This window comes from Mucilaginibacter sp. OAE612 (assembly GCF_041806395.1).
In the GTDB taxonomy this organism is placed as follows: domain Bacteria; phylum Bacteroidota; class Bacteroidia; order Sphingobacteriales; family Sphingobacteriaceae; genus Mucilaginibacter; species Mucilaginibacter rubeus.
This window is the reverse complement of record NZ_JBGMUW010000001.1, coordinates 2,963,317-2,979,949: the sequence shown is the minus strand read 5'-3', so window position 1 is coordinate 2,979,949 and position 16,633 is coordinate 2,963,317. Positions and strand designations below refer to the sequence as shown.

Sequence of the window (16,633 nt, the reverse complement as noted above, 5' to 3'; positions counted from 1 at the left end):
TATTGTTGTGCATTTTTGAGTTATCCTACATGCATTAATTAATAAGTAATATAAACCATTTATTATCTACTAAACCTGTTTAGCATTACTATTTATATTATATATTTGGTTTTAAAATATTAAATCCTTGAAGAAGAAATTATCTATAGTTGACATTGCCAATAGCCTTAATATATCTAAAACTACGGTATCTTTTATCCTTAATGGTCGCGCGCAGGAAAAACGCATCAGCGATGAGTTGGTGAAGCGCGTACTTCAATATGTGAAAGAGGTTGGTTATAAACCCAATTCGTTAGCCAAAAGTTTACGCACTGGCAAATCAAATATCATCGGCTTGCTGGTGCAGGATATTTCCAATCATTTTTTTGCCACAATAGCCCGCCGCATAGAGGACCTTGCTTACCAAAACGGTTATAAGATCATTTACAGCAGTACAGATAACGATACGCAAAAAACGCGCGAACTGATAGCTATGTTTCGCGACAGGCATGTTGATGGGTACATTATTACCCCGCCCGATAATATTGAAGAGGATATCAGCGATTTGATCAAAGATGGTTTCCCTGTGGTACTTTTTGACCGCTACCTGCCTAAAGTAGCTACCGACTATGTAGTGGTTGATAACCTGTTCAGCACCTTTAACGCCACACAGTACCTTATTGATAAAGGACATAAAAATATAGCTTTTATAACTTACAGCTCTATCCAAACTCAAATGATAGAAAGGCTTGACGGTTATGTAAAAGCCATGCACCAAAGCAAATTAAAACCCAATATAACCGAGGTCGATTTTCACACTACTGTTCAGGAACTGCTTAAGTTAATGACAAACTTCCTGGAAAAAAATAAAGATGTCGATGCCATTCTGTTCGCCAATAATCATTTGGGCAAATGCGGCTTGAAGGCCATCCGTAAGGCAGGTAAAAATATACCGGCTGATATTGCTTTGATCGCGTTTGACGATTACGAACTTTTTGAATTGTATACCCCAGCTGTTACCGCTATAGCTCAGCCAATTGACGAAATAGCCGACAACGTGATCAAGCTGCTGATGGAAAGACTTAACGCAGCTGTCCCCGAAGAAAAAAATCAACACATAACATTAGCAACCGAACTAATTATCAGGGATTCATCAAACTAATAGACTGTTTTGCAGGATAAATTCAGGGTGATGATGCACCACGTCCTGAACGATTGATTATTTCAATTCATCTTTCAATATAGCCCAAACATTATTGGCTACAATCTTTGCACCCTGAGCGGTAGGGTGGATGCCATCGCCCTGGTTAAGTGAGGGTACGCCTCCAACGCCTTGCAATAAAAAGGGGACAAGGGCCATATTGTTTTTTTTAGCCAGATGGGGAAAAACGTTTTTAAACTTAGCGGTATAATCGGCGCCCATGTTCGGCGGTACCTGCATGCCCAGCAAAACAAGTTTAGCATCAGGATATTTGGCTTTTACCTTATCTACTATGGACTGAAGATTTTTGGCGGTTTCGCTTACCGGGATGCCACGAAGGCCATCGTTGGCGCCAAGCTCTAATACAAAAACGTCTACTTTTTGCTTTAACAGCCAGTCTATGCGGCCATTGCCGCCTGCGGTAGTTTCGCCGCTTAGTCCGGCATTTATTACTTTATACGGTAATTTTAATGAATCAACCCGGCGACTGATAACGCCGGGAAATGCATCTGCAGGATCATCGAGGCCGTACCCGGCAGTGAGGCTATCGCCAAAAAACAAAACAATTTTCTTTGATGCCGAATCGGTTTTGGCATTTTCAGTGGCAGCTTGCGTCTGATCATTGTTTGATGATTTAGCACGGTCGCCGCAACCTGCCATTGTGAGGGCTGCAAGCAAGATACCGCTTAATGTAACTTTGTTCATATAAAATAAATACAATGCGTTCAGGCGTTTGTTCTCAAAATCTCAAGCGGCGGCTTGTTTAACACTCCGCGGCTGTTCAGTAAGCCAATAACAACAGTCAACAAACTTACTATTAAAAATAGTACAAGTGCCGGTAACATGTTCACACTGTACGGTATTTCAAAACTATATTTTGCCAGGAAATAAGTACCCGCAAAAGCTATCAGGATTCCGGTTAAGGCCGACAGGCTGCCCAAAAACCAATACTCCAACGCTGTTATAGTGAATATTTGTTTACGACTTGCACCAAGCGTACGCAATAAAACACTTTCCTGGATGCGCTGATATTTGCTGATCCGCACAGATGCTATCAGTACCACAATACCTGTTATAATACTGAACGCGCTCATGAAACGTATAACGTAGCTGATTTTACTTAACAGCTCATCAACAACACTTAAAATTAGCCCCAGATCAATTATCGAAACGTTAGGATAAGCCCTTACTACAACCTGCTGAAAAGCTGCTGATACCTTGTTTGATGGCACGTGTGTCATCAACACATGAAATTGCGGTGCACCCTCAAGTATTCCCTTCGGAAAAACCACCTGAAAATTGGTTTGTACCTTACCCCAGTTAACCTTGCGGATACTGGCAACATATGCCGGCATTTGTACGCCCTGCACATTAAATACTATTTTATCACCTATTTTAAGGTTTCCCCGTTTAGAGAGGTTTTCTTCAACAGATACCGGGATTTCTTTTGAAGGATCGGCTTTGCCAATCCATTTGCCATCCAGCAATTTCTCTGATGATGTTAACGAATCTCTGAACGTTACACGGTACTCCCAAGCAAACACACCATGCTGTATTTTAATAGTAGTGTCTTTTGTAAGATCGGCGGCCGTTTTACCGTTGATTTGTTCAATACGCATCGTAACAATAGGCACTTGTTGCAGCACAGGAAGTCCCTGTTGCTTTGTTAATTGAACAACCCCTTTTTCCTGGCTGCTCTGAATATCAAACAATATCATGTTTGATTGATTGCCGCTTGTAGAAAGATTGACTTGCTGTACCAATAATGTCTGCACAAAATAAAGTGTACAAATAAACATGGTACTTAAACCAATGGATACGATAAGAATAATGGTTTGATTATTGGGCCGGTATAAGTTGGCAAATCCCTGTCTCCATAAGTAGCTCCATGAGCCTTTTACTATTGCTTTTGTGATGCGCATTAATAGCCAGGCTGTTGCCGTAAGGATCATAAAGGCAATCAGGATTCCTAACGTAAACAGGATACTGCCAATGATGCTGTCTAATTGTAAATATGTAAATGCTATCACAAATACCAGTATCAGCAAATACACGAGCCAACGCAAAGGATCACGCCTGTTGCCACTTTCATCAAACGAGATACGAAGCGTATTAAGCGGCGAAATATTTCGAACGGAGATTAAAGGTAACAGGGCAAATAGTATGGAGATAATCACCCCGAGTAAAATACCCTGGCCAATAGCCATCCACGAAATTTGTACGGAAATGGTAAACGGTAAAAAGTCTTTGAATACAAGGGGGAGTAAATGTTGAACAGCGGTACCCAATATAGCGCCAGTAACAGAACCGATAATCCCGATGCCTATAATTTGTATCAGGTAAATCAAAAATGCTTCGGATGATTTAACACCAAGACAACGCATAATAGCTATTGACGCGATTTTCTCTTTTACATAAATATGAATAGCACTGGCTACCCCAACACAGCCCAGTAATAAGGCTACAAAACCAACTAAGGATAAAAAGCGGCTTAAGTCACCGAAGGCTCGCCCCGTATTGTCTTTTTTTGTTTCGATGGTTTCAAAGCGCATCCCTGCCTTGTCAAGCATAGGATCGATCTTTTTCCCGATCTTATCTACATTAACCGACGAATTAAACTTATAATAAAAACTATAATTAACCCGGCTGCCAATTTTTACAAGCCCGGTTTGCTCCAGGTATTGCATGGGGATATAAACTACGGGGGCTATACCCGCCATTACACCGCTTTGGCCTGGTGCTTTATTCAGGATACCGGCAATCTGGAAGTTGAGGTTACCTACTTTCACAGAATCACCCACTTTAGCATTAAACTGTAGCATCAGGGTTTTATCAACCAACGCCATTCTGCCTTTCTTGAAGGTAAGTCCGGCTACCTCGGGTGTGGTTTCTAAAGTGCCGTAGTAGGGGAAATCTCCCTGTAAAGCCCTGATCTGCACCAACCGGGTACCATTGGTGCGCGGAAAATAAGCCATGGACGCAAAGCTTCGTTCCTGTGAGCGCTCGTCGCCTAATGAATCGAGCATATGCTTTAATTTATCGTCGACCGGTTTGTTGCCGGAAATAGATAAGTCGGCACCAATCAGCGTAGCGGCCTGATCGTTCACATCATTCTGTACATTGTATTTGAACGAATAAATAGCCACCAGCGCAGCAATCCCAAATACGATGGCCGATATAAAAAGGAACAGCCTTGACCGGTTGCGCCGGCTATCGCGCCAGGCCATCCGAAACAGCCAGGGGATATTTATTTTTCTTTTGAAATCAATAGCAGTATTATCCATTAGCTTATCCGTTAATGGTTTTTTCGTCGGCAATCAGTTTGCCGCCTTTGATCCTGATGATGCGCTGGGTTTTGGCTGCCAACTCAAGATCATGGGTCACCACTACAAGTGTAGTACCCGCTTCCTTATTCAGGTCGAAAATGAGTTTGATCACCTTGTCACTGGTTTCTGCATCGAGGTTTCCCGTAGGCTCGTCGGCAAAGAGGATCCGGGGGGCATTTGAAAAAGCACGAGCCAATGATACACGTTGCTGTTCACCACCCGAAAGCTGGAGCGGGTAATGATGTCCGCGCTCTGATAAGCCCACTTTATCTAAAAGATCCAAAGCCCTTGCTTTGATGTTTTTTTCGCCTCTAAGCTCAAGTGGCACCATGACGTTTTCGAGCGCAGTAAGTGTAGGTAGCAACTGGAAATTCTGGAATATGAAACCTACATGCTGATTCCGCACTTGTGCACGCTGATCTTCAGTAAGCTTATTAAGGTTAATACCATTAAGCTCAACAGTGCCTGAAGTTGAGCGGTCGAGCCCGGCACAAAGGCCAAGCAGGGTGGTTTTTCCGCTGCCTGATGGCCCAACTATAGCATTGGTTGAACCTGCCGCCACCGAAAAATTTATTTGATCGAGCACGGTGAGCGTACGACCGGCACTTTGGTATGTTTTACTTAAATCAGAGATATTGAGGATATTGTCCACAGATGTTTTTTTATGGTATAGATACAAAAAAGCCGGGGTTGTTACCACGCCCGGCCATTGAATGTCCAAGTATTATGCCATCTTTACTTTTAGCTGACATTGAGTTTAAAGGCGGCTTTTCAAGCTGTCTCTTAGTTTATTTTCCCATTCGTCTTTTAAAATACTCAGCACAATCGAGTCACGGCGGCTGCCATTGGCAAGAGGCGTATGATTTCGCAAAACGCCTTCAACTGTACAACCAATGCTTTTCATGGCAGCTATGCTTCGCTCGTTTCGAGCATCGGCCCTGAATTCCACACGCTCTATTCCCAGTTGGTCAAAAGCCAATTGAAGCAGCAAAAATTTACAATGTTTATTAAGTCCCGTACCCCTGAACTTTTCGCCATACCAGGTATAGCCTAACTGTAAGGTTTGATAGGCAGGCTGAATATCATAGAAACGGGTACTGCCTGCATACTCGCCGCTTGCTTTATCAAAAATTATAAAAGGATATTCCCTACCTGTAGTGCGGCCATTAGCAGCTGCTTTAATATAAGCTCGCATGCCATCCTCGCCGGCAGCACTTGTGAGTGAGTAATTCCAGGTGTCGGGTTCATTGATGGCAAAAGGGAGCAGGTGGTCAAGGTCAGTTTCCTGTAAGGGGCGTAATAGTACCCTGTCGTCTTCTAAAACATAGGTTGCTTCGGGGTGGAATGCAGTGCTCATCGTCAATTGTTGTTACTGGTACTGAAGTTAAGCTTTATCTGCCATTGCAAGCTCATACATCTGGTCAAAAGGTTTATTTTTTAGTTCGATGGCAACAGCCGAGTTCCGCTGCTCACAATATTTTAGCATTTCATAGCAATCGGTTAAAATATCATCATCGATACCTTTAAAAGTCATTTCCACCACTTTTCCAGAGATCTTATAATATTCGTCAAGAGCCGCAATACCCTTCTCGGTTATTTTGATCAGCTTAGCCCGTTTGTCATCGGGGGAGGTTCGTTCATCTATCTTGTTTTCCCGGATGAGCCGGTTAATGACTTCCATGCCGGTTGTTGTTTCGGCAAACATATAGTTGATCAGGTCGCTTTTTCTTACCTCCCCAAGGTGAAGTAAACCATTTAGGTAATAGAAACTTTCGGCAGGAGGGATGCCGATGTGGTTAACTGCCGACCGGAAATAAAGTGAATAAGCGCTCAGGATGCGGCCGAGGGTTTTAAGCAAGTATGCGCCGTTCATGATGCGCTCACCTTTTTTGCCGGCTTGTTTAGGCTTTGGGCGTTGCTTTTGCAGGTAGTATCTGCAAAATGCTTCTACAGTAGGTTGTTCGCTTACTTCTTCAAAAGCAGTCCATTCCTCAACTAATTGCACTATTGGTTTCATTTTATTCCGGTTTAGGTGTAAAATTATAAATTTATTTCCAAAATGTTTTAATTATTCCCAAATAGAAATATATTTGTCAAACTATATCGAAATAGAAATATATGGAAAATGAGAATGGCTTACCGTTCCGTTCTGATTTATTTCGATAATTTTAGATTGAAATAAAAATGTTTTGCAGGTTCAGACGTCAACTATAATAAAAGCGCGATTTGATACCCGCAAAAGAGAATTATAAATCAAGATCACTATGCAACCTGATCCTACAAAAAAAACAAACAATAAACCTCCCGGCGTATTTAGTTTGCTGAAACCATATAAAGGGCTTGTGGCGCTGTTACTGTTATTTGCTTTACTGGGCAACGCCATGAACCTTTGGCTGCCTAAAATTATAGCTAACGGTATTGATGCCTACTCCAATCATCATTTTGTGATAAACGAGGTTATGGCCAAATTTCTGACGGCGACAATTGTGGTATTTTTGTTTGCAGGCTTACAGGCAATTGTGCAAATATATGCATCTGAAAAAGTAGCGCGTGATCTCAGGCAGCAACTGGCTGATAAAATATCCCGCCAAACCCATGCTTTTATCGAGCAGGCAAACCCTTCAAAACTGTTAACCAACCTTACTTCGGATATCGATTCGATCAAACTATTCGTATCGCAGGCTTTGGTTTCTATTGTATCGTCGCTATTTATCATTATTGGCTGCAGTGTTATGCTGCTCACCATTAACTGGAAACTTGCGCTGGTTGTGATCACTATTATTCCCATCATTGGCGGTACTTTTTTTTACGTTTTGAAAAACGTGCGCGCGTTGTTTATGAAAAGCCGCGGCGTTATCGACCAGCTTAATAAGGTAATTAACGAGAGCATACTCGGCGCAGCACTCATCAGGGTGATCAACTCGCAGCAGTTGGAATACAATAAATTCCTCGCCGCCAATACCGAAGCAAAGGATTACGGTTTAAAGATCCTTGGTTTTTTTGCCGGGCTCATTCCCATTGTAACGTTTACCGCTAACATGGCAGCATTTACTATTTTGGTAATGGGCGGGCATTTCGTAATCAGCGGCAGCATGACCCTGGGTAGTTTCGCGGCTTTCAACAGCTACCTGTCGTTATTGATATTCCCGATATTCATTTTAGGTTTCATGAGCAACCTGATAGCCCAGGCTACGGCTTCATTTACGAGGATCAGCATGGTTTTGAATGCGCCGGATGTTACCGACGGTGGCCCGTTGAAGGATACTTTGCGCGGCGATGTGGAACTGAGGAACGTTACAATAAGCTACGGCCAAAAATCGGCGCTGAAAAACATCTCATTTAAAGTTAAGGCAGGTTCAAAGATCGCCATCATCGGGCCTACATCTGCCGGTAAAACGCAATTATTGTACCTGCTCACCGGCTTGATCAATGCTACCGAAGGCGAAGTGTTGTTTGACGGCAAAGCCCTTGCCGAATATGACAGTGAAACCTTTCACCGGCAGGTTGGCTTTGTTTTTCAGGACAGTATCATCTTTAACATGAGCATCCGTGAAAATATAGCTTTCAGCGATACGGTAACTGATGAATCGCTTCAAAAAGCTATTGAAACGGCCGAGTTAAGTACGTTTATCGATAACCTGCCCGACAAATTGAGCACTATTGTTTCTGAACGGGGCTCAAGCCTTTCGGGCGGACAAAAGCAACGCATTATGCTTGCCCGGGCACTTGCAGTTAATCCAAAGGTTTTGCTGCTTGATGATTTTACTGCCAGGGTTGATAACAATACCGAAAGGAAGATCCTGGCAAATATTCAAAAGAACTATCCGGGTTTAACACTGATATCGGTAACCCAAAAGATTGCCTCTGTTGAACATTACGACCAGATCATTTTGCTGATGCAAGGCGAAATAGTAGCCAGCGGCGTGCATGATGAGCTGATGAAAACCAGTCCGGATTATGTACAGATCTTTAATTCACAGCAAAGCACCAGCAATTACGAACAGGGTGTTAGCCATTAAACATAAAGTTAGCGCCTGAAAAATATTGATTATAATGAACTACGATCTTAACCAATTAGGTAAAAATCAGCCAAAAACTTCTACGCTGGCCGGGTTAAAAAAGCTGCTGCAGCTGATAGCCCATGAAAAGCGTACACTCATCATTGCTTTTTTTGCCATCCTTGTTAACTCTACACTTAACCTGCTCGGGCCGCTCATTATTGGTCATACTATTGACAAATATGTGCAGCACAAGGATTTTAGCGGAGTTTTACATAATGCGGCTATTTTATTTTGTATGTACCTGGTAGCTTTATTTACCAGCTATAAGCAAACCACGCTGATGGGAGGGGTAGGGCAAAGGATGTTATTTACACTACGCAATTCTATCTTTAATAAGTTACAGCAGTTGCCGGTAGCCTTTTTTAATCAGAACAAGGCCGGCGACCTGATATCGAGGGTTAACAACGATACCGATAAGCTTAATCAATTCTTCTCCCAGTCATTGATGCAGTTTATCGGCAATATCTCTATTATGATTGGTGCCGGTATTTTTTTGCTGGCTATCAATATTGAGCTGGGAGCAGCTGCTTTATCTCCGGCCTTGGTCATTCTGTTTTTAACGCTGGTATTATCACCATGGATAAAAAGGAAAAATGCAGCAAATTTGAAAAGTACCGGTGCATTGAGCGGCGAGATCCAGGAGAGCATTAATAATTTTAAAGTGATCATCGCTTTTAACCGGCGCGATTATTTCAGGAAGCGTTTTGACATAGCTAACAATCAAAACTATAAAACAGCCATTGGATCGGGCTTGGCTAACAACGTCTTTGTGCCGGTATATGGTTTACTTGCCAGTATGGCCCAGCTTACCGTACTATGCTTTGGTATCTACCTGATCAGTAAAGGTATGTTCTCTATAGGATTGCTGGTGAGCTACTTATCATATGCTACCAATTTTTATAACCCGTTAAGGCAATTAGCTGCCTTATGGACAAACTTTCAGCTGGCGATGGCGGGCTGGGACAGGATCTCGCAGATCTTATCCCTTGAAACCGATTTACCCGTGCTGCAGGCAGGCATTAACGAACCAGATGCTGCTTTATTAGAGTTCAGACATGTGCACTTTAGTTATGATGAAAGCCGGGAGATCCTCCATAATATCTGCTTTAAATTAGAGTGTGGCAAAACCTATGCCTTGGTTGGCCCCACAGGTGGCGGCAAAACAACAACGGCTTCATTAATAGCACGTTTGTATGACCCTACTAAAGGGTTGGTGTTACTTGGCGGGAAAGATATCAGGAGTTTTACGGCCGAGGAACGCAGCCGAAAAATAGGCTTTATTTTACAGGAGCCGTTCCTGTTTACAGGCACGGTAAGAGATAATATCCTTTATGGCAACGAGCTTTTTCAAGATCATACCAACGAAGAAATGGAACAGGTGATCAGGGATGCCAACCTGGGCAGCCTGCTGGCAATTTTTGAAGAAGGGTTGGACACCAAAGTTCTATCAGGCGGCGACAGCATTAGCTTGGGCCAGAAGCAGCTTATTGCCTTTATGCGGGCTGTTTTACGCAACCCGGAAATTTTGATATTGGATGAGGCAACAGCCAACATTGATACCATTACCGAAAAATTGCTGAGCGACATTTTGGATAACCTGCCAAAAACTACTACAAGGGTAATCATAGCACATCGTTTAAATACGATTGAAAATGCTGATGAGATCTTTTTTGTAAACTCGGGTGAGGTGATCAGGGCTGGATCATTTGATGACGCTATGGATTTATTGTTGCAAGGAAAGAGGGTAAGCTGATCTTTCTTGGGATATGGATATGCAGTATCACGGTTTTGCCTTGTTTTTTATCCGGACTTGATAAATCGTTTTAAATTTTTGGAGATAAATTGCCGGTATATAAAATAGTTGTCCGATCAACACTAAATAATTGCTAAATTATTTTTACAATTGCATATAAACTTAACCTAAGTTATGCATAAGTACAGCGGCGAAACGCGCATTTTAGTTGCAACAGATTGTATCATATTTGGATTCGACGGGGCAAATATTAAGTTATTGCTTGTTCAGCGTGGCCTTGAGCCCGAAAAACACAAGTGGAGCCTGATAGGTGGTTTTATAAAGCCAACCGAATCACCCGAAGATGCTGCAAACCGTGTGCTTGAACTGCGCACCGGGCTTAAGAATGTGTATATGGAGCAGTTCCAGGTATTCGGTAAACCGGAACGTGACCCGGTAGAAAGGACCCTTTCCGTTGCTTATTTCGCGCTTATCGACATCCATAAATATGAGGCCCAACTAAGTGAAGAATATCACCCCGAATGGTTTTTACTGGATGAGATGCCCGATTTGATCTTTGACCATAATGAAATGGTGCGCCTCGCTAAAAGACAACTGCGCTATAAAGCCGCGCTTCACCCGATTTTATTTCAATTGCTTCCGGAAAAGTTCACCATTCCGCAATTACAGGCCCTTTATGAAGGAGTTTATCAAACCAAGTTTGATGACAGGAACTTTAGCCGTAAGCTGCTTTCAACAGGTTTGCTTGTAAAGCTCCCTGAAAAGGATAAGCTTTCATCAAAAAAAGGTGCATTTTACTACAAACTTGATCAGTCACATTACGAGGAAAATTTTGAAAAGTTCCTGAACCTGGTGCCCAACCCTGATAAGTTTTTTTAACATGCAGGACAAATGCGTTTTAATATTTTAGTGACAACGCCTTGTTGTTTATATAGCTGACGAGATGATGTCGGTTAGCTATTAGCATCAAATGACCCTTGTTTTATGACCTGATGCGGGTTAAATTCGTCGGGGTCTTATCAGCATGCTTTTACCAATGGCAGGCAACATTCGAATGTATGGGACTACTCAGAAAATCTGTTTAGTGTTAACCCTGTAAAATATAAATAATTGATTATTAGGTATTTGAATGCTTGGTATTTAAAATGTGTTAAGTCGTGTTAACCCCTGTTAGTTGCGTGTGTCCGGTTTTAACATGTGTTTTTTATTATCATCCGGACCTGCTGGTGGGGTTTTATAGATAGCCATGTTGCTGACACTGTTAACACGGAGATAGTTCCCAAAACCATTGCCAAACGATGGCAACACGACGATCAGAAATACACCATCCAAAATGCTCTTGAAGTTTATGATCCGCGGAAAAGCAACTTGAGCTTAGTTATAAATTAAACGCAGCTAATTATAAAATTGACCGGGCAAATAACGGCATGGTTATTTTATATAATCATATACCGTATCAATTAAAGGTTTTTGTATTTTTAAAGGGTTAGTTTAATACTATCAAACCAATTCAACTAAACACTTTTGAGCAAGATAATTTTTTTGCGGTCGTTAAGCCTCTCTTTTATTTTCATATGCATTGCTATTTGCACTAACGCGCAAGGTTCAAACCAGGGTACGGAGTTTTATACTGCATATATTGATCACGTTGATGGTGCAGCAGGCAGTCCTACCGCGTTGGGCAGGGGTAGTCAGATGGACCTTTACATAACTGCCGACGTAAATACCACTGTAACAGTTGAAGTTGCAGATGGTAGCTTTTCAAGTACCTACCAGGTTAAGGCGAAGGATATATTAACGGTAGCTATTCCCCCCGAAGCCTTTGTAGGAAATCAGGGGCAGTTTTTAAAGGGGATTCATATTAAGTCGTTAAAACCTATTGCAGTTTACGCGCATATTTTTGCAGAGAATGTATCGGGCGCAACGCTTCTGCTGCCCGTCAATACGCTCGGTAAAGATTACCTCTCCATTAACTATAAACAAATATCAAACTCAAACAACGGTACGAAAAATACTGAAGGCGTACCCTCATATTCAACCTTTGCGGTAATAGCTACAGAAGATAATACCACGGTTGAAATAACACCCTCGCAACCACTGCTAAACGGGATCCCTGCAAACCAACCATTTACCGTAAATTTAAAAAAAGGCGAAGTATACCAGGGATTATCAGCTACTGACCTTACCGGTACCCGCATCCACTCAATTGTGAGCGCTGCCGGGGCCTGTAAAAAAATCGCTGTTTTCTCAGGTAGCTCAAAAATAAGCATAGGGTGCCAGGGCGATAAGGGATCATCAGATAACCTCTTTCAGCAGGTCTATCCTTTAGCAGTTTGGGGTAAGAACTATGTGACCGCACCTTTAAAAGGGCGCTATTATGATATCTTAAGAATAGTGCTTAGTTCGCCCGATACAAAAGTTACAGTAAACGGTGCCGCGCCAACGGGAGGGCTAAACAATGGTTTGTATTACGAGTTTACATCAACTACGACTAATGTTATCACTGCCGATAAACCAATCCAGGTAGCGCAATATGCGGTAACCCAGGGCGAAGGTTTAAATTGCCAGTTTATTCAAGGTGATACAGGAGATCCTGAAATGATCTATCTGACCCCGATTGAACAAACACTCGATCACGTTACGCTAAACTCAACCGGAAACTATCGGATCCTGGATAATTTTATTAATGTTATTATTAAAACAACTGCAGTGCCAACGTTTTCACTCGATGGAGAACCTTATACCCAGTTTTCTCCTGTGCCGAACAGTATTTACTCCTATGCACAAATCAGTGTAAACGCAGGCGTGCACAATATCAAAGCTTCAGACGGGTTCAACGCAATTGCCTATGGGTTTGGCAAAACGGAATCATACGGTTATGCTGCAGGCACCAACCTTAAAAACCTGAATGAGTTCATTGCCTTATTAAATCTTTCGGATAAGTCGGTACAGGCCAATGGCTGCGTCGATACTCATTATAAACTGCAGCTTACGCTGCCATTTCAAACCAATAAAATAAGCTGGGATTTTAAGGATGGTAGTGCTGCTGTTGTTGTAGACAACCCAATACCAACCGGTTCTATCATAAAGGATTCGAAGGTGCTTTATACTTATGAATGTCCGGGAGATAAAACCTATATTGACGGTGATTATAGTGTAGTAGCGACTGTATTTAACCCTATTGCGGATGAATGCGGATCGAACGAAGATATAGAGTTTGATTTTAATATATCATTGCCACCGGTTGTAAAGTTCAATTTTGCAAATACCTGTTTTGGCAGCGATGTTCAATTCACCGACCAGTCAACCTCAGGTACACGGCAAATTAAAACATGGCGATGGGACTTTGGCGATGGGTTAACTGATGTTGTGCAAAACCCTGTACACAAATATGCCCAACCCGGTTATTACCTGGTTAAACTTTTTGTTACCAATGAAAATGGATGCGGCGCTGCATCTGATCCAATAAAGATCCATATATCAAAACCACCTCTTGCATCTTTTAGCTATTCGTCGCCAAGCTGTACAGGTCAGGATGTTACATTTACGGATAAGTCCACATCTGCCGAAGGAAGTATCATTAGCTGGCAATGGGACTTTGGTGATGGCACACCGGTTGAAATTCTTAAAAGCAAGAACCCATTTAACCATACATTTAGTGAACCGGGAGATTATTTAGTTAAGCTAACCGTCACAAATGATAATGGTTGTACAAGTAATATAGCCCCGCTGCCTGTTAAAGTTTATCCTGTGCCGGTAGTGGATTTTTTATTGCCCGATGCCTGTGAAGATGACTTTGTTCAGTTTACTGATCGAAGCACAATTGCTGATGCCACAGAAGCTGACTTTACCTACGATTGGAATTTTGGTGACCCTAATGCAACACCAGCTAACCCGAATATTTCCCACGGGAAAAACCCGAAGCACAAGTTTTTAGCCGGCAACTATCAGGTTACACTTAAGGTTACTTCAAAAAATGGATGCTCTTTTACATCGGCTTCAAAGTCATTAACAATTAACGGTAGCAAACCAAAAGCTAAAGTAATTATTAAGGATCCGGCTGGTTTGTGCAGCGCTCAGGAAGTATTTTTTGAAAACCAATCCTCGGTTAATTTCGGCGAGATTACCCGGCTGGAGGTTACTTATGACATCAACGACCCATCAACTACGGTAGTTTATGACCATCCGGTATATGGAATGCAACTCAGGCATAAATACCCTTTATTTACATCAGGATCGCGGCAGGTTACCTTGCGAGTAATTGCATATTCGGGTACATCATGCTCTGATGTCGCAGAAATCCCGGTTAATTTAAAAGCATCGCCTGTCGTCACCTTTGATCAGGCGCCTGTTCTTTGTATCGAATCGGAGCCCCAAAAATTGTTGCCAAAACCTCAGGGCCCTGTTGGCTCCGGTGTGTTTTCAGGAACAGGGATTAGTACAGATGGTGTGTTTAACCCTGCTGTTTCGGGTGTCGGCGAATTTGATATCATGTACATTTATACCACCCGGGACGCGTGCGCTGATACAGTTATGCAGCAGGTGAAGGTAGATGCATCGCCTGTTGTAACGTTGGGGCCGGATTTTACTATGCTTGAAGGTACAAAGCACGTTTTAAAACCCATAGTAAACGATAATAACTTAAGTTATAAATGGATCCCCTCAACGGGCCTTGATCATGATGATGTAGCTAATCCTGTTGCAAGCCCGTCGCAGGATATTACCTATCAGGTAGTGGTTACATCGGCACATGGATGCCAGGCTATGGCCAGCGTATCGGTAAAGGTTTTAAAGTTTTTAGTCGTTCCCAATGTGTTTACGCCTAATGGAGATGGGATAAATGACATTTGGAATGTTAAATATTTAGAAAGTTATCCAAATAATAAGGTTGACGTATACAACCGATTCGGAGAAAGGGTATATTCGTCAATTGGTTATAGTGTACCTTGGGATGGGAAATATAAAGGTTCGTATTTGCCGCCCGGGACTTATTATTATATTATTGACCCCAAAAATGGCCGGGAGGTTATTGCAGGTAATGTGACCATTATCAGATAAAAATGAAGCGAATTTTATATACTCTACTTATTATTGCTGCAACAATTCAATTAACAAAAGCACAGCAACGACCGCAGTACACTCAATACGTATTCAATAATTATCTTTTAAATCCTGCGTTAAGCGGTATTGAAAACTATACCGATGTGAAACTGGGTTATCGCAGCCAATGGACAGGGCTTGAAGGCGCGCCGGTAACATCCTATTTTTCAGTAAACGCGCCTATAGGTAACCGGTTTTTACAGGGCGATGCTACTGCATTTCCTGCGGGTGGAGGTTTAAACCCATCAAGCAGGTCATATACACAAAATTACATGGCTGCGGAGCCGCATCATGGCGTGGGCTTAATGGTGGTGTCTGATAAAACAGGCCCGATAACACAAACCAATATTGACGCTACTTACGCTTATCACCTCGGCCTTACCGAAACATTGAATTTAGCGGTAGGGGTGTCTGCCGGGGTAAGTCATAATATTATTGACAAAAGTAAACTCACTTATGTTGACCAAAATGATCCAACTATTAATAGCATCGCGGGCGCGCAGTGGAAACCTGATTTGGGAGTAGGCGTATGGGCTTATTCATCTAATTATTTTTTTGGTGCGTCGGTACAGCAAATCCTTCCGCAAAATTTATATGTAACTACTTCGACAACTGCTGTACAAAACAAAACGGTACCGCATTATTTTGTGACCGGCGGTGTTAAGCTTTTTGTATCTGATGATATTACGCTTATGCCTTCAGCCTTGTTGAAATTTATAGCACCGGTTCCGGTAACTTTTGATGTGAACATGAAAATGTCATTCAAAGACAGGTTCTGGATTGGAGGTTCATACCGCCGCAATGATTCATATGCCGCATTGGTTGGATTTAACCTGAGTTCGCTTATTAATGTTGGCTACTCATACGATTTTACAACATCTGCCCTAAATACGGTGAGTCATGGTTCGCATGAAATTGTGTTAGGCATCCTGCTTAATAATCGATATAAAGTAACTTGCCCTCAGCATACTTTTTAATTTTAAAAAGCGTTTTTAATATACTGGCGGATAAACTGCTGTATCGTTCGAGATTAGTCCGAATTATGCTCTGTAATCCGGTTCGGCTCGCGAAGGCGCAATTATGCCATGCTGCATAACATTTATAAACTATTTTGAAGCTTCCTAATAATTACAACTATAATAGTTTTAATTTACGATATTTAATTTCTTAAAAGGATAAAAAATAAAACAATACAATTGTTTCATAGGTTTAT

The 16,633-nt window shown here is 42.0% G+C and carries 11 protein-coding genes; 6 read left to right on the top strand and 5 right to left on the bottom strand.

Translation table 11 applies throughout. The features are described 5' to 3' along the window. The first annotated feature begins 127 nt into the window (after positions 1-127). On the top strand, positions 128-1,141 hold the full coding sequence (locus ABID99_RS12435) for a LacI family DNA-binding transcriptional regulator (RefSeq protein ID WP_373613884.1): 1,014 nt from the start codon (positions 128-130) through the stop codon (positions 1,139-1,141). A 57-nt stretch (positions 1,142-1,198) separates the two neighbouring features. Here the strand turns inward: ABID99_RS12435 and ABID99_RS12430 are convergent, their stop codons facing one another. The 5 genes from ABID99_RS12430 to ABID99_RS12410 form a co-directional block, all read right to left on the bottom strand. Beyond that, positions 1,199-1,885: an arylesterase gene (locus ABID99_RS12430; protein ID WP_373613883.1), complete on the bottom strand. Its 687-nt coding sequence runs from the start codon at positions 1,883-1,885 to the stop codon at positions 1,199-1,201. A 20-nt stretch (positions 1,886-1,905) separates the two neighbouring features. Beyond that, the gene (locus tag ABID99_RS12425; RefSeq protein WP_373613882.1) at positions 1,906-4,464 is read right to left on the bottom strand and encodes an ABC transporter permease; all 2,559 of its coding nucleotides are present in this window, start codon (positions 4,462-4,464) and stop codon (positions 1,906-1,908) included. Positions 4,465-4,468: 4 nt separating this feature from the next. Then, a complete protein-coding gene (locus tag ABID99_RS12420; RefSeq protein ID WP_373613881.1) occupies positions 4,469-5,158 on the bottom strand; it encodes an ABC transporter ATP-binding protein in 690 nt (229 codons plus the stop codon). A gap of 105 nt (positions 5,159-5,263) precedes the next feature. Next, a complete protein-coding gene (locus tag ABID99_RS12415) occupies positions 5,264-5,863 on the bottom strand; it encodes a GNAT family N-acetyltransferase (RefSeq protein ID WP_373613880.1) in 600 nt (199 codons plus the stop codon). Positions 5,864-5,890: 27 nt separating this feature from the next. Further along, positions 5,891-6,523 (bottom strand): MarR family winged helix-turn-helix transcriptional regulator, encoded by a 633-nt coding sequence (locus tag ABID99_RS12410; RefSeq protein ID WP_090525477.1) that lies wholly within the window; start codon positions 6,521-6,523, stop codon positions 5,891-5,893. 247 nt (positions 6,524-6,770) lie between these two features. Between ABID99_RS12410 and ABID99_RS12405 the strand changes: the two genes are divergently transcribed. From ABID99_RS12405 to ABID99_RS12385, 5 genes are all read left to right on the top strand, one after another. After that, the gene (locus tag ABID99_RS12405; RefSeq protein WP_090525478.1) at positions 6,771-8,525 is read left to right on the top strand and encodes an ABC transporter ATP-binding protein; all 1,755 of its coding nucleotides are present in this window, start codon (positions 6,771-6,773) and stop codon (positions 8,523-8,525) included. A 34-nt stretch (positions 8,526-8,559) separates the two neighbouring features. Further along, positions 8,560-10,320 carry an ABC transporter ATP-binding protein gene (locus tag ABID99_RS12400; protein ID WP_373613879.1) on the top strand — a complete coding sequence of 587 codons (1,761 nt, stop codon included), beginning with the start codon at positions 8,560-8,562 and terminating at the stop codon, positions 10,318-10,320. 174 nt (positions 10,321-10,494) lie between these two features. Continuing rightward, positions 10,495-11,199 carry an NUDIX domain-containing protein gene (locus ABID99_RS12395; RefSeq protein WP_090525482.1) on the top strand — a complete coding sequence of 235 codons (705 nt, stop codon included), beginning with the start codon at positions 10,495-10,497 and terminating at the stop codon, positions 11,197-11,199. A gap of 645 nt (positions 11,200-11,844) precedes the next feature. Continuing rightward, entirely contained in the window at positions 11,845-15,378 is a 3,534-nt protein-coding gene (locus tag ABID99_RS12390) for a PKD domain-containing protein (protein WP_373613878.1), read from the top strand. A 2-nt stretch (positions 15,379-15,380) separates the two neighbouring features. Then, the gene (locus ABID99_RS12385) at positions 15,381-16,397 is read left to right on the top strand and encodes a type IX secretion system membrane protein PorP/SprF (protein ID WP_373613877.1); all 1,017 of its coding nucleotides are present in this window, start codon (positions 15,381-15,383) and stop codon (positions 16,395-16,397) included. Positions 16,398-16,633: the final 236 nt, after the last annotated feature.